The sequence below is a fragment of the Pseudomonas sp. genome (assembly GCF_026224925.1).
GTDB lineage: Bacteria > Pseudomonadota > Gammaproteobacteria > Pseudomonadales > Pseudomonadaceae > Aquipseudomonas.
The window spans coordinates 1-22,730 of record NZ_JAMFRV010000328.1 but is presented as its reverse complement, the minus strand read 5'-3'; the positions used below and the strand labels follow the sequence as shown (position 1 = coordinate 22,730).

Here is a 22,730-nt window from a genome sequence, read left to right as displayed (position 1 = left end):
TGTGGGACCGAATTCATTCGGGAAATATGCAGCGAGGTCTGTCTGTTAGACCGCATTGCGGCATTCCCGAATGAATTCGGTCCCACAGGGAAATCAGAGTTTTCTGTGGGCTATCAGCCCTTGAACACTTCATCCAACAAATTGTGCATTGAAGCAAACGCACGCTTTGAGGTTTTGGCGTCGTACATCTGCTTGCCCGGATTGTTGGCGTGGATGTCGGTGAACGAGTGCACCGCACCGCCATAGCTCAGCAATTGCCAGTCCACGCCAGCAGCGTTCATTTCGTCTTCGAACGCAGGTAACTGTTCTTTCGGAACAAAAGGATCGGCAGCACCGTGCAGGACCAATACCGAGCCTTTGATGTTTTTCGCATCGGCCGGGTTCGGTGTATCCAGAGAACCGTGGAACGAGACGGTAGCTTTCAAGTCAGCGCCGCTGCGAGCCAGTTCCAACGAGCAGCAGCCACCGAAGCAGAAACCGAAGGTCGCTAATTTGCGGGTGTCCACCGGCGCATCAGTTTGCGACTTAAGCGCATCGAGAGCCGCTTGCATGCGCTTGCGCGTCAATCCCCGATCATTCTTCAACGGCATCATGGCGGCAGCCGCCTCGTCAGCGTTTTGCGGGCGAACCGCTTGGCCGAACAAGTCAGCCAATATCACCACGTAACCTTGTTCGGCCACCGACTGCGCGATCTTCTCAGCGTCTTCGCTGATACCCATCCAATTCGGCGCCATTACCAAGCCCGGACGTGACGAGGCATCGCTGGAGTCGAACGCCAGACGGCTTTCGTACGACTGACCATCAATTTGGTAAACCACGGATCGAACGGTTACGTTGCTCATGTGTTGCCCTCGAAAAAAAACAATAAAAAAACCCGCCGAAGCGGGTCTTTCGCTGGTTATTTAAACCGACAACTCTACCAACAACTTGTTCAGCCGGCGCACGTAAGCCGCCGGGTCTTTCAGGCTATCGCCCGCAGCCAAAGCTGCTTGGTCAAACAAGATGTGCGACAGGTCACCAAACCGCTCTTCACTTTGCTCCGCATCAAGCTTGGCGATCAACGGGTGAGCCGGGTTGAATTCAAAGATCGGCTTGGAGTCAGGAACCTTCTGGCCACTGGCTTCAAGGATCTGACGCATTTGCAGACCCAGGTCTTGCTCGCCGATGGCCAGAATCGCCGGCGAGTCGGTCAGACGATGTGAAACCCGTACTTCGCTGACAGCATCGCCCAGCGCGACCTTCAGGCGCTCGATCAACCCTTCCTTATCTTTGGCGACTTCTTCCTGAGCCTTCTTGTCCTCTTCGGAGTCAAGTTTGCCCAAGTCCAGATCGCCACGTGCTACGTCGACAAAACCTTTACCGTCGAAGTCGCTGAGGTAGCTCATCAGCCATTCATCGATACGGTCGGTCAACAACAGCACTTCGATGCCTTTCTTACGGAAGACTTCCAGGTGCGGGCTGTTTTTAACCTGGGCATAGGTTTCGCCGGTCAGGTAATAGATCTTGTCCTGACCTTCTTTGGCGCGAGCCAGGTACTCGGTCAGCGCGACAACTTGTTCGCCGCCGTCTTCGTGGGTCGATGCGAAACGCAGCAAGCCCGCGATTTTTTCCTTGTTGGCGAAATCTTCTGCCGGGCCTTCTTTCATGACCTGACCGAAGTTTTTCCAGAAGCCTTTGTATTGATCAGGCTCGTTCTTCGCCAGTTTTTCCAACATGTCCAATACGCGCTTGGTCAGTGCCGATTTCATCGAATCGATGATCGGGTCTTTCTGCAGAATCTCGCGCGACACGTTCAACGACAGGTCATTGGAGTCGACCACGCCCTTGATGAAGCGCAAGTACAGCGGCAGGAATGACTCAGCCTGGTCCATCACGAACACGCGCTGCACATACAGCTTCAGGCCGCGTGGAGCTTCGCGCTGGTACAGATCGAACGGTGCGCGAGCGGGCACATAGAGCAACGAACTGTATTCCAGCTTGCCTTCAACCTTGTTGTGGCTCCAGCTCAGCGGATTTTCGAAATCATGCGCAATGTGCTTGTAGAACTCTTGGTATTCCTCGTCCTTCACCTCGGTGCGTGGACGGGTCCAGAGTGCACTGGCGCGGTTAACGGTTTCCCACTCCAGCTCAGGCGCGGCTTCACCTTCGGCAGCAGCCTGCTCTTTCGGTAGCTCGATCGGCAAAGCGATGTGGTCAGAATACTTTTTGATGATGTTGCGCAGACGGTAACCGTCGGCAAATTCATCTTCAGCGCTTTTCAGGTGCAGGACGATACGCGTACCGCGATCAGCCTTATCAACGGTAGCGATTTCAAAATCGCCCTCGCCTTTTGAGGACCAATGCACGCCTTCGCTGGCAGGCAAGCCTGCACGACGGCTGAACACTTCAACTTTATCGGCAACAATGAATGCCGAGTAGAAGCCCACACCGAACTGGCCGATGAGGTGCGAATCTTTTTTCTGATCGCCCGACAGGTTCTTCATGAAGTCCGCAGTGCCCGACTTGGCGATGGTGCCCAAGTGGGTGATCGCGTCTTCACGGCTCATGCCAATGCCGTTGTCTTCGAGCGTGACGGTTTTCGCGTCCTTGTCGAAACTCACACGGATTTTCAGCTCAGCGCCGCCTTCGAGCAGGTCCGGTTTGGACAAGGCTTCGAAGCGTAATTTATCAACAGCGTCAGAGGCGTTCGAGATCAATTCGCGAAGGAAAATTTCCTTGTTGGAATACAGCGAATGGATCATGAGGTGCAGCAGCTGCTTTACCTCGGTCTGGAAGCCCAGGGTTTCCTTTTGAGTTTCCACACTCATGGTCGTCAAACTCCAATCAGATGGCACGGGCCGCTTAGTTCGCGGCGGGATGTCATCAAAGTGGGGGCTGGGTCAGAGATTTCAAGGGCTTAACGCGTTTGGTCGAAGATTCTTCATTTTTTAAACAGGTTCGCCAGCAGTGCCCCACCATAACCGCAGGCTAAAGCCGCTGACACGGCAACCCGCAGATATCTATAGGAAATGTTGAACTTAACCTACTGGAGCACGCTCGAAAGGTCAGTAGATATGACTAATAAGGAGAAACACCCCATGCGTAAATCTTTAGCCTTTGCCCTGATGCTTTCTGCCACCCTTGGTCTGGCCGCTTGCGATAAATCCAGCGAGAACAAACAGCAAGAAGCCAACAAAGCAGCTCAAGAATCCCAGGACTCCATGAGCAAGGCCCAAGACAAAGTCAACGACGCCGCCAAAGAAAGCCAAGAGGCCGCGCAGAAAAATGCCGAAGCCGCTCAAGCGCGCGCTAAAGAAGCCAACTCGCAGGCGCCGGCGCCCACCACGACCAAATAAGCTGAGTCGCTCTCAGTGCAATAAAGCCCGCCTGCCGCGGGCTTTATTCGTTTTAGGCCAATGCCTCTTGGCGCTTGCCTATCAGACGGTCACAAATGAATGCACCAGCCAGCGTGATCAATGTTGGCACCAGCCATGCCAAGCCTTGCTCACTCAGCGGCAGATTAGCCAGACGGTTCGGCAACCAGTGGGCCAGTCCAGCGACCTTGAGCGCATCGATAATCCCGAAGAGCAAGGATATCAGCATCACTGGTGCGACGATCCGACGCTGGGAATACCAGAACTCTTTGCAGAAGCTCAGCGCCACCAGCACGATGCATGGCGGATAGATGGCTGTCAGTATTGGGACCGAGAAAGCAATCAGCTTGGTAAGCCCCAGGTTCGATACCAGCAATGAAAAGACCGCCAACAGCAACACCAAGGTTTTATAGGAAAGCGGCACTACTTGGCTGAAGTACTCCGCACAGGCGCACGTCAGGCCGACTGCGGTGACCAGACACGCCAGCGAGATCAGCACCGCTAAAAAGCCGCTGCCCAATGACCCAAAGGTGTGTTGCACATACGCATGCAGCACCACTGCCCCGTTGCCCGCCCCCGCTGCGATGGCGTGACTGCCCGAACCCAATCGAAATAGGCTGATGTAGACCAGCGCCAGCCCTACCCCGGCAATCAGTCCAGCAATAATTGCGTAGCGTGTTATCAGCTGTGGCGAGGTGACTCCGCGTGAGCGAATGGCATTAACGATGACAATCCCGAATACCAGTGCGCCCAAGGTGTCCATGGTCAGGTAGCCATTGATAAAGCCCTGGGAGAACGGTGCGGCGACGTAAGCGGGCTCAGCAACGCCAATGTCCCCGGCAGGCAAGGCAAATGCGGCGATGCCTAACACTGCGAGTGCGAGGATCTTCAACGGCGCGAGAAAGCGGCCGACGGTATCGAGCAACCGCCCCGGATACAGCGACACCCAAAACACCACGATGAAATACACCAGGCTGTACAGAAACAATGCCAACGGGCTGTCTCCCGTCAGGGGAGCAAGTCCGACTTCGAACGACACGCTGGCCGTACGTGGCGTGGCGAACAACGGCCCCACGGCCAGATAACACACCGCAGCCAGTATTCCCCCCGCGACTTTGCCAATCGGGCTACTCAACGCATCCATCGCACCACCGACCTTAGCCAGCGCAACGACTGTGACGACAGGAAGCCCCACCGCTGTGATCAAAAAACCCAGCGCCGCAAGCCAGACGTGTGGCCCGGCCTGAAGCCCTACAATAGGTGGGAAGATGATATTGCCAGCCCCGACAAACAGGGCAAACGTCATAAAACCAAGTGCCAGGATGTCCTGACCTTTCAACACTTTCATTGCGGGGAACACCACATTGCTGAATCGGGCGACACAAAATGGCGGGTAGCCTAACGAATTAGCGCGTAGAGCGCACTATTAAGGGGCGATTCGTCCCATTAACGACAGAGGGTGTCGCATTTATGATATTCCTATGGGGGACCGGCAATCTCTGTGACCAAACCCCAGACGCACAAAGGCCACCCGAAGGTGGCCTTTGCTGGTTGCTGTGTCAGTTAAGCAAAGCTTACTTGACAGCCCAACCGGTCAGCTCAGCCAAGGCCTTGCCGATGTCTGCCAGAGAACGCACGGTTTTCACGCCAGCGTCTTCCAGTGCAGCGAATTTCTCGTCTGCAGTACCTTTGCCGCCGGAGATGATTGCGCCAGCATGGCCCATGCGCTTGCCCGCAGGGGCAGTCACACCAGCGATGTAGGAAACAACCGGCTTGGTCACGTGTGCCTTGATGTAGGCAGCCGCTTCTTCTTCAGCCGAACCGCCGATTTCACCGATCATCACGATCGCTTCAGTCTTAGGGTCTTCCTGGAACAATTTCAGGATATCGATGAAGTTCGAGCCTGGGATCGGGTCACCGCCGATGCCAACACAGGTCGACTGACCGAAACCGGCGTCAGTAGTCTGCTTAACAGCTTCGTAAGTCAGGGTGCCGGAACGCGACACGATACCGACTTTGCCTGGCAAGTGAATGTGACCAGGCATGATGCCGATCTTGCATTCGCCCGGAGTGATAACGCCTGGGCAGTTAGGCCCAATCAGAATCACGCCCAGTTCGTCGCACTTGACCTTGGCATCCAGCATGTCCAGGGTAGGAATGCCTTCAGTGATACATACGATCAGCTTGATGCCGCCGAACGCCGCTTCAAGGATGGAATCCTTGCAGAAAGGAGCTGGAACGTAGATCACGCTGGCGGTGGCGCCAGTCTGAGCTACAGCTTCTTTCACGGTGTTGAACACTGGCAGGCCCAGGTGTTCGGTGCCGCCTTTGCCCGGAGTTACGCCACCGACCATCTTGGTGCCGTACTCAATGGCTTGCTGGGTGTGGAAACTACCTTGCGAACCGGTAATACCCTGGCAGATAACTTTGGTGTCTTTATTGATCAGGACGCTCATTATTTGCCCTCCGCAGCTTTGACAACTTGTTGAGCAGCGTCGGTCAGGCTGGTAGCAGCGATGATGTTCAAGCCGCTTTCTGCCAGTACTTTAGCGCCCAGTTCAGCGTTGTTACCTTCAAGGCGAACAACAACCGGGATTTTAACGCCAACTTCTTTCACTGCACCGATGATGCCTTCGGCAATCATGTCGCAACGAACGATGCCGCCGAAGATGTTAACCAATACTGCAGCGACGTTGGTGTCGGACAGAATGATTTTGAACGCTTCAGTAACGCGTTCTTTGGTAGCACCGCCGCCTACGTCGAGGAAGTTGGCTGGTTTACCGCCATGCAGATTGACGATGTCCATGGTACCCATGGCCAGGCCAGCACCGTTGACCATGCAACCGATGTTGCCTTCCAGCGCTACGTAGTTCAGTTCGAACTTGGCAGCGTGCGCTTCACGCGGATCGTCTTGCGACGGATCGTGGAACGTTTTCAGCTTAGGCTGACGGTACATCGCGTTAGCGTCGATGTTCAGCTTGGCATCAAGGCAGTGCAGATCGCCGTCAGCTTTGATGACCAACGGGTTCACTTCCAGCAGAGCCAGATCGTGATCCTTGAACAGTTTTGCCAGGCCGACGAAGATTTTCGCGAACTGAGTCACTTGCTTGCCTTCCAGACCCAACTGGAAAGCCAACTCGCGACCCTGGAATGGCTGAGCGCCAACCAAAGGATCGATCGTGGCTTTGAGGATCTTTTCAGGAGTGTCGTGAGCGATCTTCTCAATGTCCACGCCACCTTCAGTGGAAGCCATGAACACGATACGACGGCTCGAACGATCCACTACAGCGCCCAGGTACAGCTCTTTGGCGATGTCGGTGCAGGATTCAACCAGGATCTTGGTGACTGGCTGACCATTGGCATCGGTCTGGTAAGTCACAAGACGCTTGCCCAGCCACTGCTGAGCGAAAGCTGCTGCGTCTTCTTTGCTGCGAACCAGCTTAACGCCGCCCGCTTTGCCGCGGCCACCAGCGTGAACCTGGGCTTTGACGACCCATTCGGTCCCGCCAATTTTGTCGCAAGCTTCTGCTGCAGCTTCCGGGGTGTCTACTGCGTAGCCTTTAGATACTGGCAGGCCGTATTCAGCGAACAGCTGCTTACCCTGATACTCGTGGAGATTCATGCTTATTACCGTCTTCGTTAGTACTGCGCATTCGGTGCTGCACTTATTAAAGTGACGCACCACCTGTGACTGACTCCAGGTGACCTCAGGAATGTGCCGAACGTGAGTTCTGTACGTTCCTGAATTCGCCCGCGAGGTCTGGTCCGGCGGACATTCCGCGGTGAGTCTTGCTCGCAAGACCCACGACGGGCAGGCCGCCGTGGTTTCTTTTTAACGTTTTTTCTTGTTCTGGATGTGGATGGCGTGGCCATTCACAGCCAATGCGGCTTCATGTAAAGCTTCGGACAGGGTCGGGTGAGAGAAAACCATCATCCCGATATCTTCGGCACTGGTGCCGAATTCCATACCGATTGCGCCTTGCTGTACCAGCTCGGCAGCGCCTGGACCAATGACGTGAACGCCCAAAACGCGGTCAGTCTTGGCATCAGCGATAACTTTGACGAAACCACCGGTGTCGTTGGCAGCCATGGCACGGCCACTGGCAGCGAACGGGAAGACGCCGACATTAACTTCAACGCCTTCAGCCTTCAAGGTTTGCTCGGTTTTACCTACCCATGCGATTTCCGGGTGAGTATAAATAACCGATGGAATCAGGTCATAGTTCATCTGGGTCTTGTGACCCTTGATGCGCTCGACGACCATGATGCCCTCTTCCGAGGCTTTGTGTGCCAGCATCAGACCACGGACCACGTCACCGATGGCATAAACGCCTGGAACGCTGGTTTCGCACTGATCGTTAACGAAGATGAAACCACGTTCGTCGAGGTTCACACCACTGTCGGAAGCCAACAGTTCGGTGGTCACTGGACGACGGCCCACGGAAACGATCAAACGGTCAAACGTAATAGTCTGCTCGCCGGTCGAATCGGTGTAGGTCACAACGACTTCTTCGCCGTTGACCTTGGAGCCGGTCACGCGTGCGCCGAGCTTGATGTCCAGACCTTGCTTGGTGAAGGTCTTCAGCGCTTCTTTGGAAACGGCTTCATCAGCGGCTGGAATGAATTTTTCCAGGGCTTCAAGAACCGTAACCTGCGAGCCAAGACGCGCCCAGACCGAACCCAATTCCAAGCCAATTACGCCAGCGCCGATAACGCCGAGGCGTTTTGGAACTTGCTGAAATTCAAGAGCGCCAGTGGAGTCGACGATCACGTTGTTATCGACCGGAGCCGGTGGAATGTCGATCGGGCGAGAGCCAGAGGCCAGAATCACGTGGTCCGCTTCGATCACTTCAACCGTGCCATCAGGCTTGGTCAATTCAACTTTCTTGCCGGCCAGCAACTTGCCGTGGCCTTGCAGGGAAGTCACACCGTTAGCTTTGAACAGGCTGGCTACGCCGCCGGTCAGGCCTTTTACGATGGTGGCTTTGCGGCCGATCATTGCAGCTACGTCCATGGTGACGTCAGACGTCGAAATACCATGGATTTTGAAGCCGTTTTTGGCTTCGTAGAATTTCCAGGAGCTGTCCAGCAGCGCCTTGGAGGGAATGCAACCGACGTTCAGGCACGTACCACCAAGAGCCAATTTGCCCTCTTTGTCCTGATACTTCTCGATGCAAGCAGTCTTAAGACCAAGTTGCGCAGCCTTGATAGCAGCAACATAGCCACCAGGGCCCGCGCCAATCACTACTACGTCAAATTTCTGGGACATAAAAAGATTTCCTCTTTAGCTGCAAGCTTTCAAGCTACAAGCCGCAAGCTAATCTGCGATAAATTACAGACGAGCTGGCGACCTGTTCATTTAGGTGTCCGCGCTACAAGTCACAACGCAGGCTGCTTTTACTTGCAGCTTGACGCTAGAGACTTGTAGCTATTCCCGTTAGATATCCAGCAGCAGACGTGCTGGATCTTCCAGCAGGTCCTTGATGGTAACCAGGAAGGTCACTGCTTCTTTGCCGTCGATCAAACGGTGATCGTACGAGAGTGCCAGGTACATCATTGGCAAGATTACGACTTCACCCTTAACTGCCATTGGACGCTCCTGGATTTTGTGCATACCCAAGATAGCCGCTTGTGGCGGGTTAACGATTGGCGTCGACAGCAGTGAACCGAAGGTACCACCGTTGGAGATGGTGAACGAACCGCCGGTCATGTCATCCATGGTCAGCTTGCCGTCTTTGGCTTTTTTGCCGAAAGCAGCGATACCGCCTTCGATTTCAGCCAAAGTCATCAGCTCAGCGTTACGCAGAACCGGAACCACCAGACCGCGATCACTCGACACGGCAACGCCGACGTCAGAGTAGCCGTGGTAAACGATGTCGGTACCGTCGATGGAAGCATTGACCGCTGGGTAGCGTTTCAACGCTTCGGTGGCCGCTTTCACGAAGAACGACATGAAGCCCAGGCGTACGCCGTTATGCGACTTCTCGAACAGGTCCTTGTACTTCGAACGCAGCTCCATGATTGGCTTCATGTTGACTTCGTTGAACGTGGTCAGCATCGCCATGTTCGACTGAGCTTCAACCAGACGCTCGGCAACCTTGGCACGCAGGCGGGTCATCGGAACACGTTTTTCAACGCGATCACCGGCAGCGAAAACAGGTGCGGCAGCAGCAGCCTTGACCGGTGCTGGAGCAGCAGGAGCAGGAGCGGACTTCTTCGCATCTACAGCAGCAACCACGTCTTCCTTGGTGATGCGACCGTCTTTACCTGTGCCTTTAACGTTGGCCAGGTTGATGGCGTTTTCTTCAGCCAGCTTGCGCGCAGCAGGTGCAGCGATTGCATCTTCGTCGCCAGCGGCTGGCGCGGCAGCAGGAGCCGAAGCAGCCTGAGCAGGTGCGGCGGCTGGAGCTGGAGCTGCAGCAACGGCAGCGCCTACAGGCTCCAAAGTACCCAACAGCTCATCGGAAAGAACGGTGTCGCCTTCGTTTTTAACGATGGAGCCCAAAACGCCGTCAGCAGTAGCCAAAACTTCAAGCACCACTTTGTCGGTTTCGATGTCGACGATCAGATCGTCACGCTTGACGGCGTCGCCTGGTTTTTTGTGCCAGGTTGCAACGGTACCGTCGGCAACCGATTCCGGGAAAGTGGGGGCTTTGATTTCGATAGCCATTATCTGTGGTTCCTTAAATTCGGTTTCTGATGCACGAAGGCGTTAAACGGTGAATGCATCTTTCAGCAGTTTTTCTTGCTGTTCAGCATGCATCGATGCGTAACCACAAGCCGGTGCCGCAGACGCGTCACGACCAGCGTACTCAAGGACCAATGCCTTGTTGTGACCGCTGATGATGCGACGCATGTGATGCTGGCTGCCGTACCAGGCGCCCTGGTTCATCGGCTCTTCCTGACACCAGACAATGTGCTTGAGGTTTTTGTACGGGCCCAGGACTTCGATCAAGTCGTCTTCCGGGAACGGGTACAGCTGCTCAAGACGCACGATGGCGATGTCATCACGACCTTCGGCACGGCGTTTTTCCAGGAGGTCGTAGTAGACCTTGCCGCTACACAGTACGAGGCGACCAACGTTGGCCGGATCTTGTGCATCCACTTCCGGGATAACGGTCTGGAACGAGCCTTCGGCCAGATCTTCCAGAGTCGAAACAGCCAGTTTGTGACGCAGCAGCGACTTCGGTGTCAGCACAATCAGCGGCTTGCGCAGCGGACGGATGACCTGACGACGCAACAGGTGGTAGATCTGAGCAGGTGTGGTCGGTACACAAACCTGAATGTTGTGCTCGGCACACAATTGCAGGTAACGCTCCAGACGCGCAGACGAGTGCTCCGGACCCTGACCTTCATAACCATGAGGCAGCAACATGGTCAGACCGCACAGACGGCCCCACTTGTGCTCACCGCTGGTGATGAACTGGTCGATAACCACTTGAGCACCGTTGGCGAAATCGCCGAACTGAGCTTCCCAGATAACCAGTGCGTTAGGCTCGGTGGTCGAATAACCATACTCGAATGCCAATACCGCTTCTTCCGACAGCAGGGAGTCGTACAGGTCGAAACGCGGCTGACCTTTGTACAAGTGCTGCAGTGGAATATAGGTAGCGCCGTCTTTCTGGTTGTGCAACGCCGCATGACGGTGCGAGAACGTCCCGCGTCCGACGTCCTGGCCAGTGATACGAACCGGGTGACCTTCAAAAGCCAAAGTCGCGTACGCCATGATTTCAGCGTAACCCCAGTTGATCGGCAGGCCACCGGCTTGCATCTTTTGGCGGTCTTCGTAAATCTTAGACACCTGACGCTGAACCACGAAGCCTTCTGGCAGCTCCATCATTTTCGCAGACAGTTCTTGCAGGGTTTTCAAGTCGAAACGGGTGTCGTGACGCGCGGTCCAGGCATGGCCCAGATAAGGACGCCAATCGACGAACAACTCTTTGTTCGGCTCTTTAACAAGACTTTTCACTACGTGCAGACCAGCATCCAGCGCGTTGCGATAGTCATCGATTTTTGCTTGCACGCGCGCTTCATCGACAATGCCGGCCTTGGTCAGGCGTTCGGCGTACAGCTCACGCGTGGTGCGCTGTTTGGCGATTTGCTGGTACATCAACGGCTGAGTACCGCTTGGTTCGTCCGCTTCGTTGTGACCGCGACGGCGGTAGCAAACCAAATCGATCACGATGTCACGCTTGAACTGCATGCGGTAATCGATGGCCAACTGGGTCACGAACACGACAGCTTCAGGGTCATCGCCATTTACATGGAGAATCGGCGCCTGAATCATCTTGGCAACGTCGGTTGCGTACTCGGTGGAACGCGCATCTTCCGGGTTGCTGATGGTGAAGCCAACCTGGTTGTTGATGACGATGTGGATCGTACCGCCCGTCTTGAAGCCGCGAGTCTGCGACATCTGGAAGGTTTCCAACACCACGCCTTGACCTGCAAATGCAGCATCGCCGTGGATGGAAATTGGCAGAACCTTTTCACCGGTTGGATCGTTGCGACGATCCTGACGTGCACGTACAGACCCTTCCACCACAGGAGAAACGATCTCTAGGTGAGACGGGTTGAACGCCATCGCCAAGTGAACTTCGCCACCGGCGGTCATCACGTTGGACGAGAAGCCCTGGTGATATTTCACGTCACCGGAACCCAGCAAAACCTTCTTCTTGCCTTCGAACTCGTCGAACAAGTCGCGCGGATTTTTGCCGAAGGTGTTAACCAAAACGTTAAGGCGGCCACGGTGGGCCATGCCGATCACGATTTCCTTGGTGCCGTACGAACCGGAACGCTGGATCAGCTCATCAAGCATTGGAATGAGGCTTTCACCGCCTTCCAGACCGAAACGCTTGGTGCCCGGGTATTTGGTACCCAGATATTTTTCCAACCCTTCGGCCGCAGTGACGCGCTCGAGCAGGTGGCTTTGGATGTCAGCAGAAAATGCTGGACGTCCGCGCACGCTTTCGAGTCGTTGCATGAACCAGTTACGCTGCTCAGAATCTACGATGTGCGTAAATTCAGAACCGATGGTGCGGCAATATGTCTGCTGCAAGGCATCGAGAATTTCGCGTAGGCTCGCTTCCTCTTTGCCGATGTACAGATCACCTGCGCGGAACGTTGTATCCAGATCAGCGTTGGTCAGACCGTAATGATTGATTGACAGGTCGGCGGGTGCCGGACGCTGCCACAAACCCAACGGATCGAGCTGGGCGCCTTGGTGGCCCCGCATCCGATACGCCTGGATCAGTCGCAACACTTCAACCTGCTTCTTCTCGTGTTCGCTGCTCATGCTTCCGGCAGATACCGGTTGAGCACGGCGCTGGTTTTTACCCAGCAACACGAAATGATCGCGAATCGTAGAATGCGAAACATCGGTGGCAGTGTTGCCGTCAGCGGGCAACTTCTGAAAGTAGGTGCGCCATTCTTCTGGCACAGCGTTAGGGTCGTGCAGGTAGAGCTCGTAGAGCTCTTCCACATAGGCAGCGTTACCACCGGAAAGGTGGGCACTGTTCCACATGCGCTGCATCACGCTTTCTTGCATGCTTGGTCACCCTCGGTAAGGGGACACCACCAGCGAAGACACTACAGTCATCCTGAAAAAACCAATCCAGGTCACCAAGGTCCACGCAGATAGTCCGGGTACCAGCCCGGATGCCCCTGCTGGTCTCATTTCTTCAAAATAAGAGCCGCAGCTTCATGAGCTACTGCTCAGGTTAAAACTACGGCGCCGGTTGAAGCCTGCGCCGCAGTTAGTACGGGTACAGCAGTTACGCGTGCATCGGTGCTACATAGTAAGGTGGTACGTATTCAACAGCTTGCTTGATCAAACACCGCTTTGTAGCAGCATGCTGCGAACGTGACCGATAGCCTTGGTTGGATTCAGGCCCTTCGGACACACGTTCACGCAGTTCATGATCCCGCGGCAGCGGAATACGCTGAACGGGTCATCCAGCGAAGCCAGACGTTCCTGGGTATGAGTGTCACGGCTGTCAGCCAGGAAACGATAGGCTTGCAGCAGTGCCGCTGGACCGAGGAACTTGTCTGGGTTCCACCAGAAGGACGGGCAAGAAGTCGAGCAGCAAGCGCACAGGATGCACTCGTACAGACCGTCAAGCTTTTCGCGTTCTTCCGGTGTTTGCAGACGTTCGATGGCCGGAGCCGGCGTGTCATTCAGCAGGTATGGCTTCACCTTCTCGTACTGCTTGTAGAAGATGCTCATATCGACGACCAAGTCACGAATAACTGGCAAACCAGGCAGTGGACGTACCACTAGCTTGTTGCCCTTGACCACGGCAGACAGCGGCGTAATACACGCGAGGCCGTTTTTGCCGTTGATATTCATGCCGTCGGAACCGCAAACGCCTTCACGGCAAGAGCGACGATACGAGAAGCCTTCGTCCTGTTCTTTGACCAGTGCCAGCACATCCAGAACCATCAAGTCTTTACCATTGGTATTGACTTGAAATTCCTGCATGAACGGCGCTGCGTCCTGATCAGGGTTGTAGCGATAAACACTGACTTGCAACATATCGGCCACCCTTAATAAGTACGGATCATGGGTTCGAAAGTCGGAACAGTCTTCGGCGAGAAGTTCACGGCACGCTTCGTTACGCGCTTGTCACCCGGGAAATACAGGGTGTGGCATAACCAATTCACGTCGTCGCGATCTTCAAAGTCTTCACGGGCGTGAGCGCCACGGGACTCTTTACGAACTTCTGCGGCGATTGCCGTGGCTTCCGCCACTTCTAGCAGATTCTGCAACTCAAGGGCTTCGATACGAGCGGTGTTGAACGCTTGGCTCTTATCATTGATCTTGACGTTAGCGATACGAGTACGCAGATCTGCCAACTGGGCAATACCTTTCTGCATGTACTCGCCAGTACGGAACACGCCGAAGTAGTTCTGCATGCAGCTTTGCAGTTCTTTACGGAGTGAAGCGACGTCTTCGCCGGTAGTGCGCGAATTCAAGCCAGCAAGGCGCTCGAGGGCGAAGTCGATATCGGTTTCAGTGGCGCGACGGTAGTCGACGCCTTCACGCAGGCTTTGTTCCAGGTGAATACCGGCAGCACGACCGAACACCACCAAGTCGAGCAACGAGTTGCCGCCCAGACGGTTGGCACCGTGAACCGATACACAAGCCACTTCGCCAACGGCGAACAGGCCAGGAATGATAGTGTCCACGCCGGCAGCGTCCTGAGTGATCGCTTGACCATGAATGTTGGTGGCAACGCCGCCCATCATATAGTGGCAAGTAGGAACAACCGGGATCGGAGCCACTGCAGGATCGACGTGAGCGAAGGTCTTGGACAGTTCCATGATCCCTGGCAGACGGCTGTGCAGTACTTCTTCGCCCAAGTGATCGAGCTTGAGCATCACGTGGTCGCCATCTGGACCACAGCCGTTACCGGCGATGATCTCTTTAACCATGGAGCGTGCTACCACGTCACGGCCAGCAAGGTCTTTCGCGTTAGGAGCGTAGCGCTCCATGAAACGCTCACCGTGCTTGTTGATCAGGTAACCGCCTTCACCACGGCAGCCTTCCGTGACCAGTACACCTGCGCCGGCGATGCCGGTTGGGTGGAACTGCCACATTTCGATATCTTGAACCGGTACGCCTGCACGCAGTGCCATGCCGATACCGTCACCGGTATTGATCAGGGCGTTGGTCGTCGAGGAGTAGATACGACCAGCACCGCCAGTGGCCAATACAGTCGCATTTGCGCGAATGTAAGAGGTTTCACCAGTTTCGATGCAGATCGCGATGATGCCGACAAAAGCACCGTCCTGGTTCTTCACCAGATCGACGCCATAGTATTCGTTGAGGAATACAGTGCCGGCTTTCAGGTTGGCTTGATACAAGGTGTGCAATAGCGCGTGACCAGTACGGTCGGCAGCTGCGCAAGTACGTGCCGCTTGGCCACCCTTGCCGAAGTCTTTGGACTGACCGCCGAATGGGCGCTGGTAAATGCGGCCCTGTTCGGTACGGGAGAACGGCAGACCCATGTGTTCGAGTTCGAAAACGGCTTCCGGACCTACAGAACACATGTACTCGATAGCGTCCTGGTCACCGATGTAGTCGGAGCCCTTGACGGTATCGTACATGTGCCAGCGCCAGTCATCGTTTGGATCTGCCGAAGCGATCGCGCAAGTGATGCCACCCTGAGCAGAAACGGTGTGGGACCGGGTCGGAAAAACCTTGGTGACCACAGCGGTTTTGTGACCGCCCTGGGCCAGTTGCAGTGCAGCGCGCATGCCGGCACCGCCACCACCAATGATGATGGCGTCGAAAGAAAGCGTATTAATGTTAGCCATGAATCAGATACCCCAAAGAATCTGCACACCCCAGACGAAGTAGGCGAACATCGCAACGCCGCATACTGCCTGGAAGAGGAAACGTACCGCAGTCGCGGACTTGCCCAGCGCCATTGGCGTCAGGTAGTCGGTCGCAATGGTCCACATGCCGACCCAGGCGTGAGCGCCCAGTGCAACAAGGGCCAGCAGACTGAAGATACGCATCCAGCTGTTCGCGAACAGCTCATGCCATTGGGCGAAGCCCAGGCCTGGGTGTGCGACGATGTATCCGATCAGGAATATGAAATAAGCCGCGAGCACGACCGCAGATACGCGTTGCGCCATCCAGTCATAGAGGCCCGAACGCGACAGGTTAGTGACGTTGGTTACCATATCCATACTCCTGCCAGAACGATCAACACCACAGATACGGCGAGAACGATTTTCGAGCCCAGTTTGCCGCCTTCCAGCGATTCACCGATGCCCATGTCCATGATCAAGTGGCGAATACCGGCCACCAAGTGATACAGCAAGGCGGACAGGAGACCCCAGATCACTAGCTTGGCTAGTACACTGGTCAAACACGCCTTCACTTCGCCGAAACCTTCCTCGGAACCGAGCGACTTGCTTAATGCATAAAGCATGATGGCAAGGCCGATAAACAGGATGATCCCGGAGATACGGTGAAGAATGGACGTGTAAGCAGTGACTGGGAGTTTGATGGTCCTTAGGTCGAGGTTTACAGGTCGTTGGCTATTCACGGCTTTTTTTCACATTGAAGAGCCCCTAACAATCAGGGCAAAGTTGTTGGGAAGTGCACTGGTCAGGTACCCACCACCCAGGGAGTGACGACCCCCGTGAAACAGGGCCAAAAGCCCCTGGCGGTCGGACGCCGAGTATAGACAGTTAGGCAACTAATGACAACGCGCAGACAGCCCCCCTAATAGGCAATTGCGCCCTTGAAACAAAAGGCGTAAACGGCAGGGAAATTCGAGGAAAAGCCGCCCTAAGAGCCTTCTATGACAAGACTTTTGGCAAATTGACTTTAGAATTTATCTCACTATAGTGGTGCGGGCCCTGCGTGGGGGGTCTGTCTGATGATTTGAAGCATAAATAGGAGGCCACATGGCTGACAAAAAAGCGCAGTTGATCATCGAGGGCGCAGCCCCCGTCGAGCTGCCAATTCTGACCGGCACCGTTGGTCCCGATGTAATCGACGTCCGCGGTCTGACCGCCACCGGCCGCTTCACATTTGACCCTGGTTTCATGTCGACCGCTTCGTGCGAATCGAAGATCACGTATATCGACGGTGACAACGGCATCTTGCTGCACCGCGGCTATCCGATCGAACAGCTGGCCGAGCAATCGGACTACCTGGAAACCTGTTACCTGCTGCTCAACGGCGAACTGCCGACTACCGAGCAAAAAGCCCAATTCGTTATCACCGTGAAGAACCACACGATGGTGCACGAACAGTTGAAGACATTCTTCAACGGCTTCCGTCGCGACGCTCACCCGATGGCGGTGATGTGCGGCGTGGTTGGCGCCTTGTCGGCGTTCTATCACGACTCTCTGGACATCAATAACCCGCAGCATCGCGAAATTTCTGCGATTCGCCTGGTTGCCAAGATGCCTACCCTGGCCGCGATGGTTTACAAGTACTCCATGGGCCAACCCATGATGTACCCACGTAACGACCTGAACTACGCCGAAAACTTCCTGCACATGATGTTCAACACGCCGTGCGAGATCAAACCGATCAGCCCCGTGCTGGCCAAGGCCATGGATAAAATCTTTATCCTGCATGCCGATCACGAGCAGAACGCGTCAACGTCCACCGTGCGCATGGCAGGCTCCTCGGGTGCCAACCCGTTTGCCTGCATCGCTGCAGGCATCGCCGCCCTTTGGGGTCCGGCACACGGCGGCGCGAACGAGGCCGTATTGTCCATGCTGGATGAAATTGGCGATGTGTCGAACATCGATAAATTCATCGCCAAGGCGAAAGACAAAAACGATCCGTTCAAACTGATGGGCTTCGGTCATCGCGTTTATAAAAACCGCGACCCGCGCGCAACCGTGATGAAGCAGACCTGTGACGAAGTACTGAGAGAGCTAGGAATCAAAAATGATCCGCAACTGGAACTGGCCATGCGTCTCGAAGAGATCGCCCTGACCGACCCGTACTTCATCGAGCGCTCGCTGTACCCGAACGTCGATTTCTATTCGGGCATCATCCTCAAGGCTATTGGCATTCCGACCAGCATGTTCACCGTAATCTTCGCTCTGGCGCGGACTGTCGGCTGGATCTCGCACTGGAAAGAAATGCTTTCGAGCCCGTACAAGATTGGCCGTCCTCGCCAGCTTTACACGGGTTATGTGGCACGCGACATCGTCCCGCTCGAAGACCGTAAGTAAGCACTGCAAATAGTCGCCGAGGTTAAACTCTGCGCATAAAAAGGGCTGCCATTGGCAGCCCTTTTTTATAGCGTTCAAAAAAGCGTTAATCCGCCCATCCGGACGGCATTGAACGCCTTACTTCTCCGCCCTCTCCTTCAACGCTTTAAGCGTGTTGAACGGCGCATCAACGACAAACTTGTTAGCCAGCCATGAAGGCACGCTGCCGCCTGGCTCGGTGTGAACCTGGTAGGTCACTTCTGTTTGGCCTGCACCCTTGGGTACAAATTTCCAGAATCCTTCAACCTGCGCAACACGTACAAAACCATCTACGCTCGGGATGTAGGTAGGCTGCCCTTCGAGCTTGCGGGTCAGGCTGCCGTCGGCGCCCTCCTCAGTGGTCACCATCAGCACTGAATCACGCGGAGTAACGGGCCAAGGGGTATTAAACTGGGTGTATGTCCACACTTTGTCCCCCTCTAACTTGAGCACCTTCTGCGTTTTGCACTCATGAATCCAAGCGCAAGCCCCCACGACGTCTTCCTGTAGTTTGCGCAATTGACTGACGCTCGCTTTGATCGTGGTCACTCCCCGATAGGCCTTGTACTGCGAGCCAGCCACCTCGCTCAACGACACTTTGATACCTGCGTCGTCCTTGGCAACCTGCCAATTATCGGCATGAGCGGCACCTGCCATCAATACGGTCAAACCCATTCCAACAGCTATCCGATGCAGCGAACCCATTGTTATATTCCTTATTGGCAAAGTTCTGGTAAACCGGTTTGCAGTAAAATCAGCTATCACCCAACGTCGACATTGCACGAACTGTATCTATATCTATGCCACGGCTGTTGCTTGCTCCCACCAACCAATCAGCCGAATCGCGTCCGCCTGACTGCTGCCGCACACGTCCACATCCGCCGAAAAAGAGCCGCACACCGCTGGCCGCTCGGGCCTGCCGAAAATATCACACGAAAACTCGACAGAAAGGTGCAGACAACGCTCTCCAGCAGCCTTGCCGTTTGGCATGCCGGGAATGGGCGAACTGATGGAGGGCGCGATGCAGCACGCACCACACTTCGGACGACAGTCCATGACCAATATTCTCGTGAAGGAAAGCAGTGGGTGAATCGAGGTGATAGTACCCGCTAAAACGGTCGTTTGAAATCAGACCGTTCGCAGACGAGACGCGCGGGCTATTGCTTGAACTCGAAATCCAGCGCTGCACCCTCGACAGATCGACGATCTTCATCGCGCCGTTGTAGCTGCAGTTCATTACTCAGCAGACGGCCATTGAGCTGAAACGGCGTATCCTTGGTCGACTTCTTTTCGCCGAACATTGACGGTAGAACGGCCTTATTGGTGATGGGTGCGACCTTCCCTGGGGGCTGCATCAGATCAACCACTTCGCTTGGCAGCGACAAGTCCAGGGTCGGCTTGGTGAGTCGGGTCTGCTGCACCACCTCACTGGCAGGCTTGGTTTTACTGGCGATTGGGGCCCGGGACCTATTGGTGGCAGCTTCGGCCTTGGATTTTCCAGGTGCGGCGCTGACGCTCGCTTTACCCGTCACTAGCTTCTTCGTGGACGAAGGCTGACTTTGAGCAGCCACGACCGGCACGACAGCAACATTCGGCGCCAGCACATGCACCGGCTCCCGCTCCATCTGTTTAAATGGTGCTGTCGGCGCCTCGCTGGTAAACGGCGCGGCGGCATCTGCGGCAGGCGTAGTTGTATTTACTGCGGGCAAGGCCACGGTTTTTGTTTCGACCGGACCGCTCTCAGCTGCAACTTTAGGCGTAGGTGTAGGTGCAGGGGCTGGTACCGGCGGCTTGTCGCCATCACACGCACTTAACAGCGCGATCAACAGAAACCCAGCACAACGAAAATAGTTATTCATAGAGACGAAGAGCAACACGAGGGCAGAAAGCCACATGCTCGCTCGTTGGCCGGCCCATGACAAGCTGCCAGACTCATCTGGTATCGAAAAAACGCCTGCCCAGACCCAACACTCCGATAAACGCAGCTTAATACGCTTGAACGGCCTCTTGGCATAGTTGCTTGGCGAGCATACCTAAGGTCATCAATGCGCGCTCCGCTTCACGGTTCCATGGCACGCCGCAGTTGAGCCTAATGCAGTGATTGAACTGTTCTGTATTGCTGAAAATAAGCCCAGGGGCGATGCTAATCCCCTGCTCCAGCGCGCGAACATGCAGCTCCTGGGTATTTACCCGACCCGGCAAACTTACCCATAAAATAAACCCTCCCGTCGGACGACTCATTTGGGTGCCTTCCGGGAAGTATTGCTGAACAGCCAACTGAAACGCGCTAAGGTTTTTTCGATATTCCAGACGAATGAACCTTAGGTGACGGTCATAACCGCCATTTTCCAGATAAGCGGCCACACCCATTTGCGTGACACTGCATGCCGAATGCGTGCTAAACGTCTGAAGGCGTTGAATTTCTGCCTGATACTTACCAGCAATCACCCAGCCAATACGCACGCCAGGTGACAACGTCTTGGAAAAGCTCGAGCAATAAATAACGTGCCCGAGCCGATCGAAGGCTTTTAGTGCTTTGGTTCGCCCAAGCTCAAACATCAATTCGCCGTAAATATCGTCTTCAACGATTTGAATATCGAAATCAGAGGCCAAGCGCAGCAAGTGTTTTTGCCGTTCTTCCGGCACGGTTCCGCCCAGCGGATTACTCAGCCGAGAAGTCATCACCAACGCCTTGATCGACCACTGGTTGGCGGCCAACTGCAAGGCCTCCAGACTGATACCAATAGCCGGGTCACTGGGGATCTCAATGACTTTCAGGCCTAAAAGATCGGCCAATTGGAGCAAGCCGTAGTACGTGGGCGATTCAGCCGCAATCAAATCCCCAGGGCGGGTCAACACCCGCAGGGACATCTGCAGCGCATCGACACAACCGTGCGTGATAACGACTTCAGACGGGTCCACCACCACGCCAGCGTCGCGCATGCGAATGGCAACCTGCCGCCGCAATGGCTCAAACCCAGGGCTGAACATGTAACTGAATGCCCGCGGGCTTTGAAAGCGCGTCACTTTGGCAATTTGCTGGTGCAAGGCGCGCACGGGAAGATAATCAACGTGGGGTGTTGCAGCACCGAGCGGGAAAACGCCTTCGCGGCGGGACTCGACCAATACTTGCTGAATAATACTACTGCGCGTCACCAACCCAGGACGCTCAACCCGCGCGATGTCCGGGGTTGGGGCGGTCAGCGCCGGTGTCTGGTGCACGTAATAACCAGACTGCGGCCGTGCACGGATTAGCCCTTGGTCTTCAAGGTTAGCGTAGGCCTGTAATACAGTCGCGTGACTGACGTTAAGCTGCGAGCTCATTTTGCGGACAGAGGGAACCCGCTCGCCGGGCTGATAAACGCCCCGACGAATATCCTCAGCCAACTGCTGAGCGATACGCTGATAAAGCAAAAGATTGGTCACGAGACGGCCCTCGATTTCACTGACAACTTATTTTTATATGGCTTTTAAGACGGATGCCTACCGTAACAGTATAGAACTGTACTGGGACAGTTTGTTTAAACAATAGTGATGTGGGACAGTGTAAAAAAATATTCTAGGGTATAACAGCCAAAGCTGAGACTTTTCTGCGCACAAAAAAGCCCGAAGGCTTTAAACCAACGGGCTTATTGGAAATTAATTTTAGCGTTTCGCGCCTAAAAGACCTTTTTCATCGGAAAAAACCACTTCAACACGACGATTTTTCGCCCTGCCCCGGTCCGAAGCGTTCACTTCGATGGGGAATTGATCGCCGTACCCTTCAACCTGAATGCGCCCTTCATCAATACCCAAATCGGTAATCACGTCCGCGACCGCCTGAGCACGCTCTTTAGACAGGTCGAGATTGGCAGCTTCATCTCCAGTGTTGTCGGTGTAACCCTCGACTCGAACCGTGCGCTTGGGATTGAGCTGAAGAAACTGTACGAGTTTCAGCACCGTGCGATTAGCCGACGGCTTGAGTTCTGCGTTGCCAGTATCAAACAGCACATCACCCAAGGTCATAACCAGGCCTCGATCAGTCTGAGTGGTTACCAAAGCAACCATTTGTTCTTCGAGCCATTTACCCTGCTGCTGAAGGCTGGACAATTTCGCCTCACGCAGCTCCAACTGCAAGCGCTGGCGCTCCAACTCAGACTTGGCCAACTGCTCCTGGTTGAGCATTAATTGGGTGTGCTCGCGGGCAATGGCGCTATAGCGGCTGCTCAGAAACGCGTAATGGTTAACGTCAGCGCCGCTGCCCCAATAGGTGGACAACCTCTCGGCCCGCGCCAACGACTCACCGGCGCGGATGACATCTTTGGGCGCACCACGCAAAACGTTGGTGTCTTCTTTTACTTTCTGAAAATCAGCGTTGGCTTGCTGCAACGCCCGGTCATTACCCTGATGCCCGGCGCAGCCATAGAGACCTGCAGTACTGAATAACATCAGGACACTAATAATCCGCTTAGCCTTCTTCATTACGCGGCTCATTCTGCTGCCCCCACTTGTTTGCGCAGACGATTTAGCCGGATATTGATCTGCGCCAATTGTGCCTCGCTTTTTTCGGTCAACACTTGAGCTTCCGCAAGCCGAGCGTCAAGCTCCGACTGCTCAGCTTGCATTCGAGCCGCTTTGAAAGCGTTGTTGCCCATGTCGATATGGGCCTTG

The 22,730-nt window shown here is 55.0% G+C and carries 19 protein-coding genes and 1 pseudogene; 2 read left to right on the top strand and 18 right to left on the bottom strand.

Annotation, left to right across the window (positions count from 1 at the left end; translation table 11 throughout):
• Positions 1-113: 113 nt before the first annotated feature.
• A complete protein-coding gene (locus M0974_RS14360) occupies positions 114-842 on the bottom strand; it encodes a dienelactone hydrolase family protein (protein ID WP_297837773.1) in 729 nt (242 codons plus the stop codon).
• A 60-nt stretch (positions 843-902) separates the two neighbouring features.
• Positions 903-2,807 carry a molecular chaperone HtpG gene (gene htpG / locus M0974_RS14355; RefSeq protein WP_297837770.1) on the bottom strand — a complete coding sequence of 635 codons (1,905 nt, stop codon included), beginning with the start codon at positions 2,805-2,807 and terminating at the stop codon, positions 903-905.
• A gap of 270 nt (positions 2,808-3,077) precedes the next feature.
• Here htpG and M0974_RS14350 point away from each other — a divergent pair, with 270 nt between their 5' ends.
• Positions 3,078-3,335 (top strand): hypothetical protein, encoded by a 258-nt coding sequence (locus M0974_RS14350; protein WP_297837766.1) that lies wholly within the window; start codon positions 3,078-3,080, stop codon positions 3,333-3,335.
• A 52-nt stretch (positions 3,336-3,387) separates the two neighbouring features.
• Here the strand turns inward: M0974_RS14350 and brnQ are convergent, their stop codons facing one another.
• The 10 genes from brnQ to sdhC all read right to left on the bottom strand — a co-directional run bounded on the left by brnQ (position 3,388) and on the right by sdhC (position 16,408).
• Positions 3,388-4,701 carry a branched-chain amino acid transport system II carrier protein gene (gene brnQ / locus M0974_RS14345; RefSeq protein ID WP_297837764.1) on the bottom strand — a complete coding sequence of 438 codons (1,314 nt, stop codon included), beginning with the start codon at positions 4,699-4,701 and terminating at the stop codon, positions 3,388-3,390.
• A gap of 226 nt (positions 4,702-4,927) precedes the next feature.
• Positions 4,928-5,809, bottom strand: coding sequence for a succinate--CoA ligase subunit alpha (gene sucD / locus M0974_RS14340; RefSeq protein WP_297837761.1), 882 nt, complete (start codon positions 5,807-5,809; stop codon positions 4,928-4,930).
• The gene (gene sucC / locus M0974_RS14335) at positions 5,809-6,975 is read right to left on the bottom strand and encodes an ADP-forming succinate--CoA ligase subunit beta (protein ID WP_297837759.1); all 1,167 of its coding nucleotides are present in this window, start codon (positions 6,973-6,975) and stop codon (positions 5,809-5,811) included. The genes sucD and sucC overlap by 1 nt, the downstream gene beginning before the upstream one ends.
• A 210-nt stretch (positions 6,976-7,185) precedes the next feature.
• Positions 7,186-8,622 (bottom strand): dihydrolipoyl dehydrogenase, encoded by a 1,437-nt coding sequence (gene lpdA, locus M0974_RS14330; protein ID WP_297837757.1) that lies wholly within the window; start codon positions 8,620-8,622, stop codon positions 7,186-7,188.
• Positions 8,623-8,790: 168 nt separating this feature from the next.
• Positions 8,791-10,023: a 2-oxoglutarate dehydrogenase complex dihydrolipoyllysine-residue succinyltransferase gene (gene odhB / locus M0974_RS14325; protein ID WP_297837754.1), complete on the bottom strand. Its 1,233-nt coding sequence runs from the start codon at positions 10,021-10,023 to the stop codon at positions 8,791-8,793.
• Between the two features lie 42 nt (positions 10,024-10,065).
• Positions 10,066-12,897 (bottom strand): 2-oxoglutarate dehydrogenase E1 component, encoded by a 2,832-nt coding sequence (locus tag M0974_RS14320; RefSeq protein ID WP_297837750.1) that lies wholly within the window; start codon positions 12,895-12,897, stop codon positions 10,066-10,068.
• A 282-nt stretch (positions 12,898-13,179) separates the two neighbouring features.
• On the bottom strand, positions 13,180-13,884 hold the full coding sequence (locus M0974_RS14315; RefSeq protein ID WP_297837747.1) for a succinate dehydrogenase iron-sulfur subunit: 705 nt from the start codon (positions 13,882-13,884) through the stop codon (positions 13,180-13,182).
• 11 nt (positions 13,885-13,895) lie between these two features.
• Positions 13,896-15,668, bottom strand: a complete 1,773-nt coding sequence (gene sdhA, locus M0974_RS14310) for a succinate dehydrogenase flavoprotein subunit (protein ID WP_297837746.1) — start codon at positions 15,666-15,668, stop codon at positions 13,896-13,898.
• Between the two features lie 3 nt (positions 15,669-15,671).
• Positions 15,672-16,040, bottom strand: coding sequence for a succinate dehydrogenase, hydrophobic membrane anchor protein (sdhD, locus tag M0974_RS14305; RefSeq protein WP_297837745.1), 369 nt, complete (start codon positions 16,038-16,040; stop codon positions 15,672-15,674).
• Positions 16,034-16,408 carry a succinate dehydrogenase, cytochrome b556 subunit gene (gene sdhC / locus M0974_RS14300; protein WP_297837744.1) on the bottom strand — a complete coding sequence of 125 codons (375 nt, stop codon included), beginning with the start codon at positions 16,406-16,408 and terminating at the stop codon, positions 16,034-16,036. The genes sdhD and sdhC overlap by 7 nt, the downstream gene beginning before the upstream one ends.
• A 364-nt stretch (positions 16,409-16,772) precedes the next feature.
• Between sdhC and gltA the strand changes: the two genes are divergently transcribed.
• Positions 16,773-18,062 (top strand): citrate synthase, encoded by a 1,290-nt coding sequence (gltA, locus tag M0974_RS14295; RefSeq protein WP_297837742.1) that lies wholly within the window; start codon positions 16,773-16,775, stop codon positions 18,060-18,062.
• 117 nt (positions 18,063-18,179) lie between these two features.
• On the opposite strand, the gene M0974_RS14290 is transcribed toward gltA, so the two are convergent.
• The 6 genes and pseudogenes from M0974_RS14290 to M0974_RS14265 form a co-directional block, all read right to left on the bottom strand.
• Entirely contained in the window at positions 18,180-18,785 is a 606-nt protein-coding gene (locus M0974_RS14290) for an START domain-containing protein (RefSeq protein ID WP_297837740.1), read from the bottom strand.
• Between the two features lie 93 nt (positions 18,786-18,878).
• The gene (locus M0974_RS14285) at positions 18,879-19,136 is read right to left on the bottom strand and encodes a YkgJ family cysteine cluster protein (RefSeq protein WP_297837737.1); all 258 of its coding nucleotides are present in this window, start codon (positions 19,134-19,136) and stop codon (positions 18,879-18,881) included.
• Positions 19,137-19,237: 101 nt separating this feature from the next.
• Positions 19,238-19,975, bottom strand: coding sequence for a translation initiation factor 2 (locus M0974_RS14280; protein WP_297837734.1), 738 nt, complete (start codon positions 19,973-19,975; stop codon positions 19,238-19,240).
• 91 nt (positions 19,976-20,066) lie between these two features.
• Positions 20,067-21,506 (bottom strand): PLP-dependent aminotransferase family protein, encoded by a 1,440-nt coding sequence (locus tag M0974_RS14275; protein WP_297837731.1) that lies wholly within the window; start codon positions 21,504-21,506, stop codon positions 20,067-20,069.
• 219 nt (positions 21,507-21,725) lie between these two features.
• Complete coding sequence (locus tag M0974_RS14270; protein ID WP_297837729.1) at positions 21,726-22,541, bottom strand: OmpA family protein; 816 nt, start codon at positions 22,539-22,541, stop codon at positions 21,726-21,728.
• Between the two features lie 8 nt (positions 22,542-22,549).
• Positions 22,550-22,730 (bottom strand): annotated as a pseudogene (locus M0974_RS14265) (DUF4398 domain-containing protein); the annotation flags it as partial.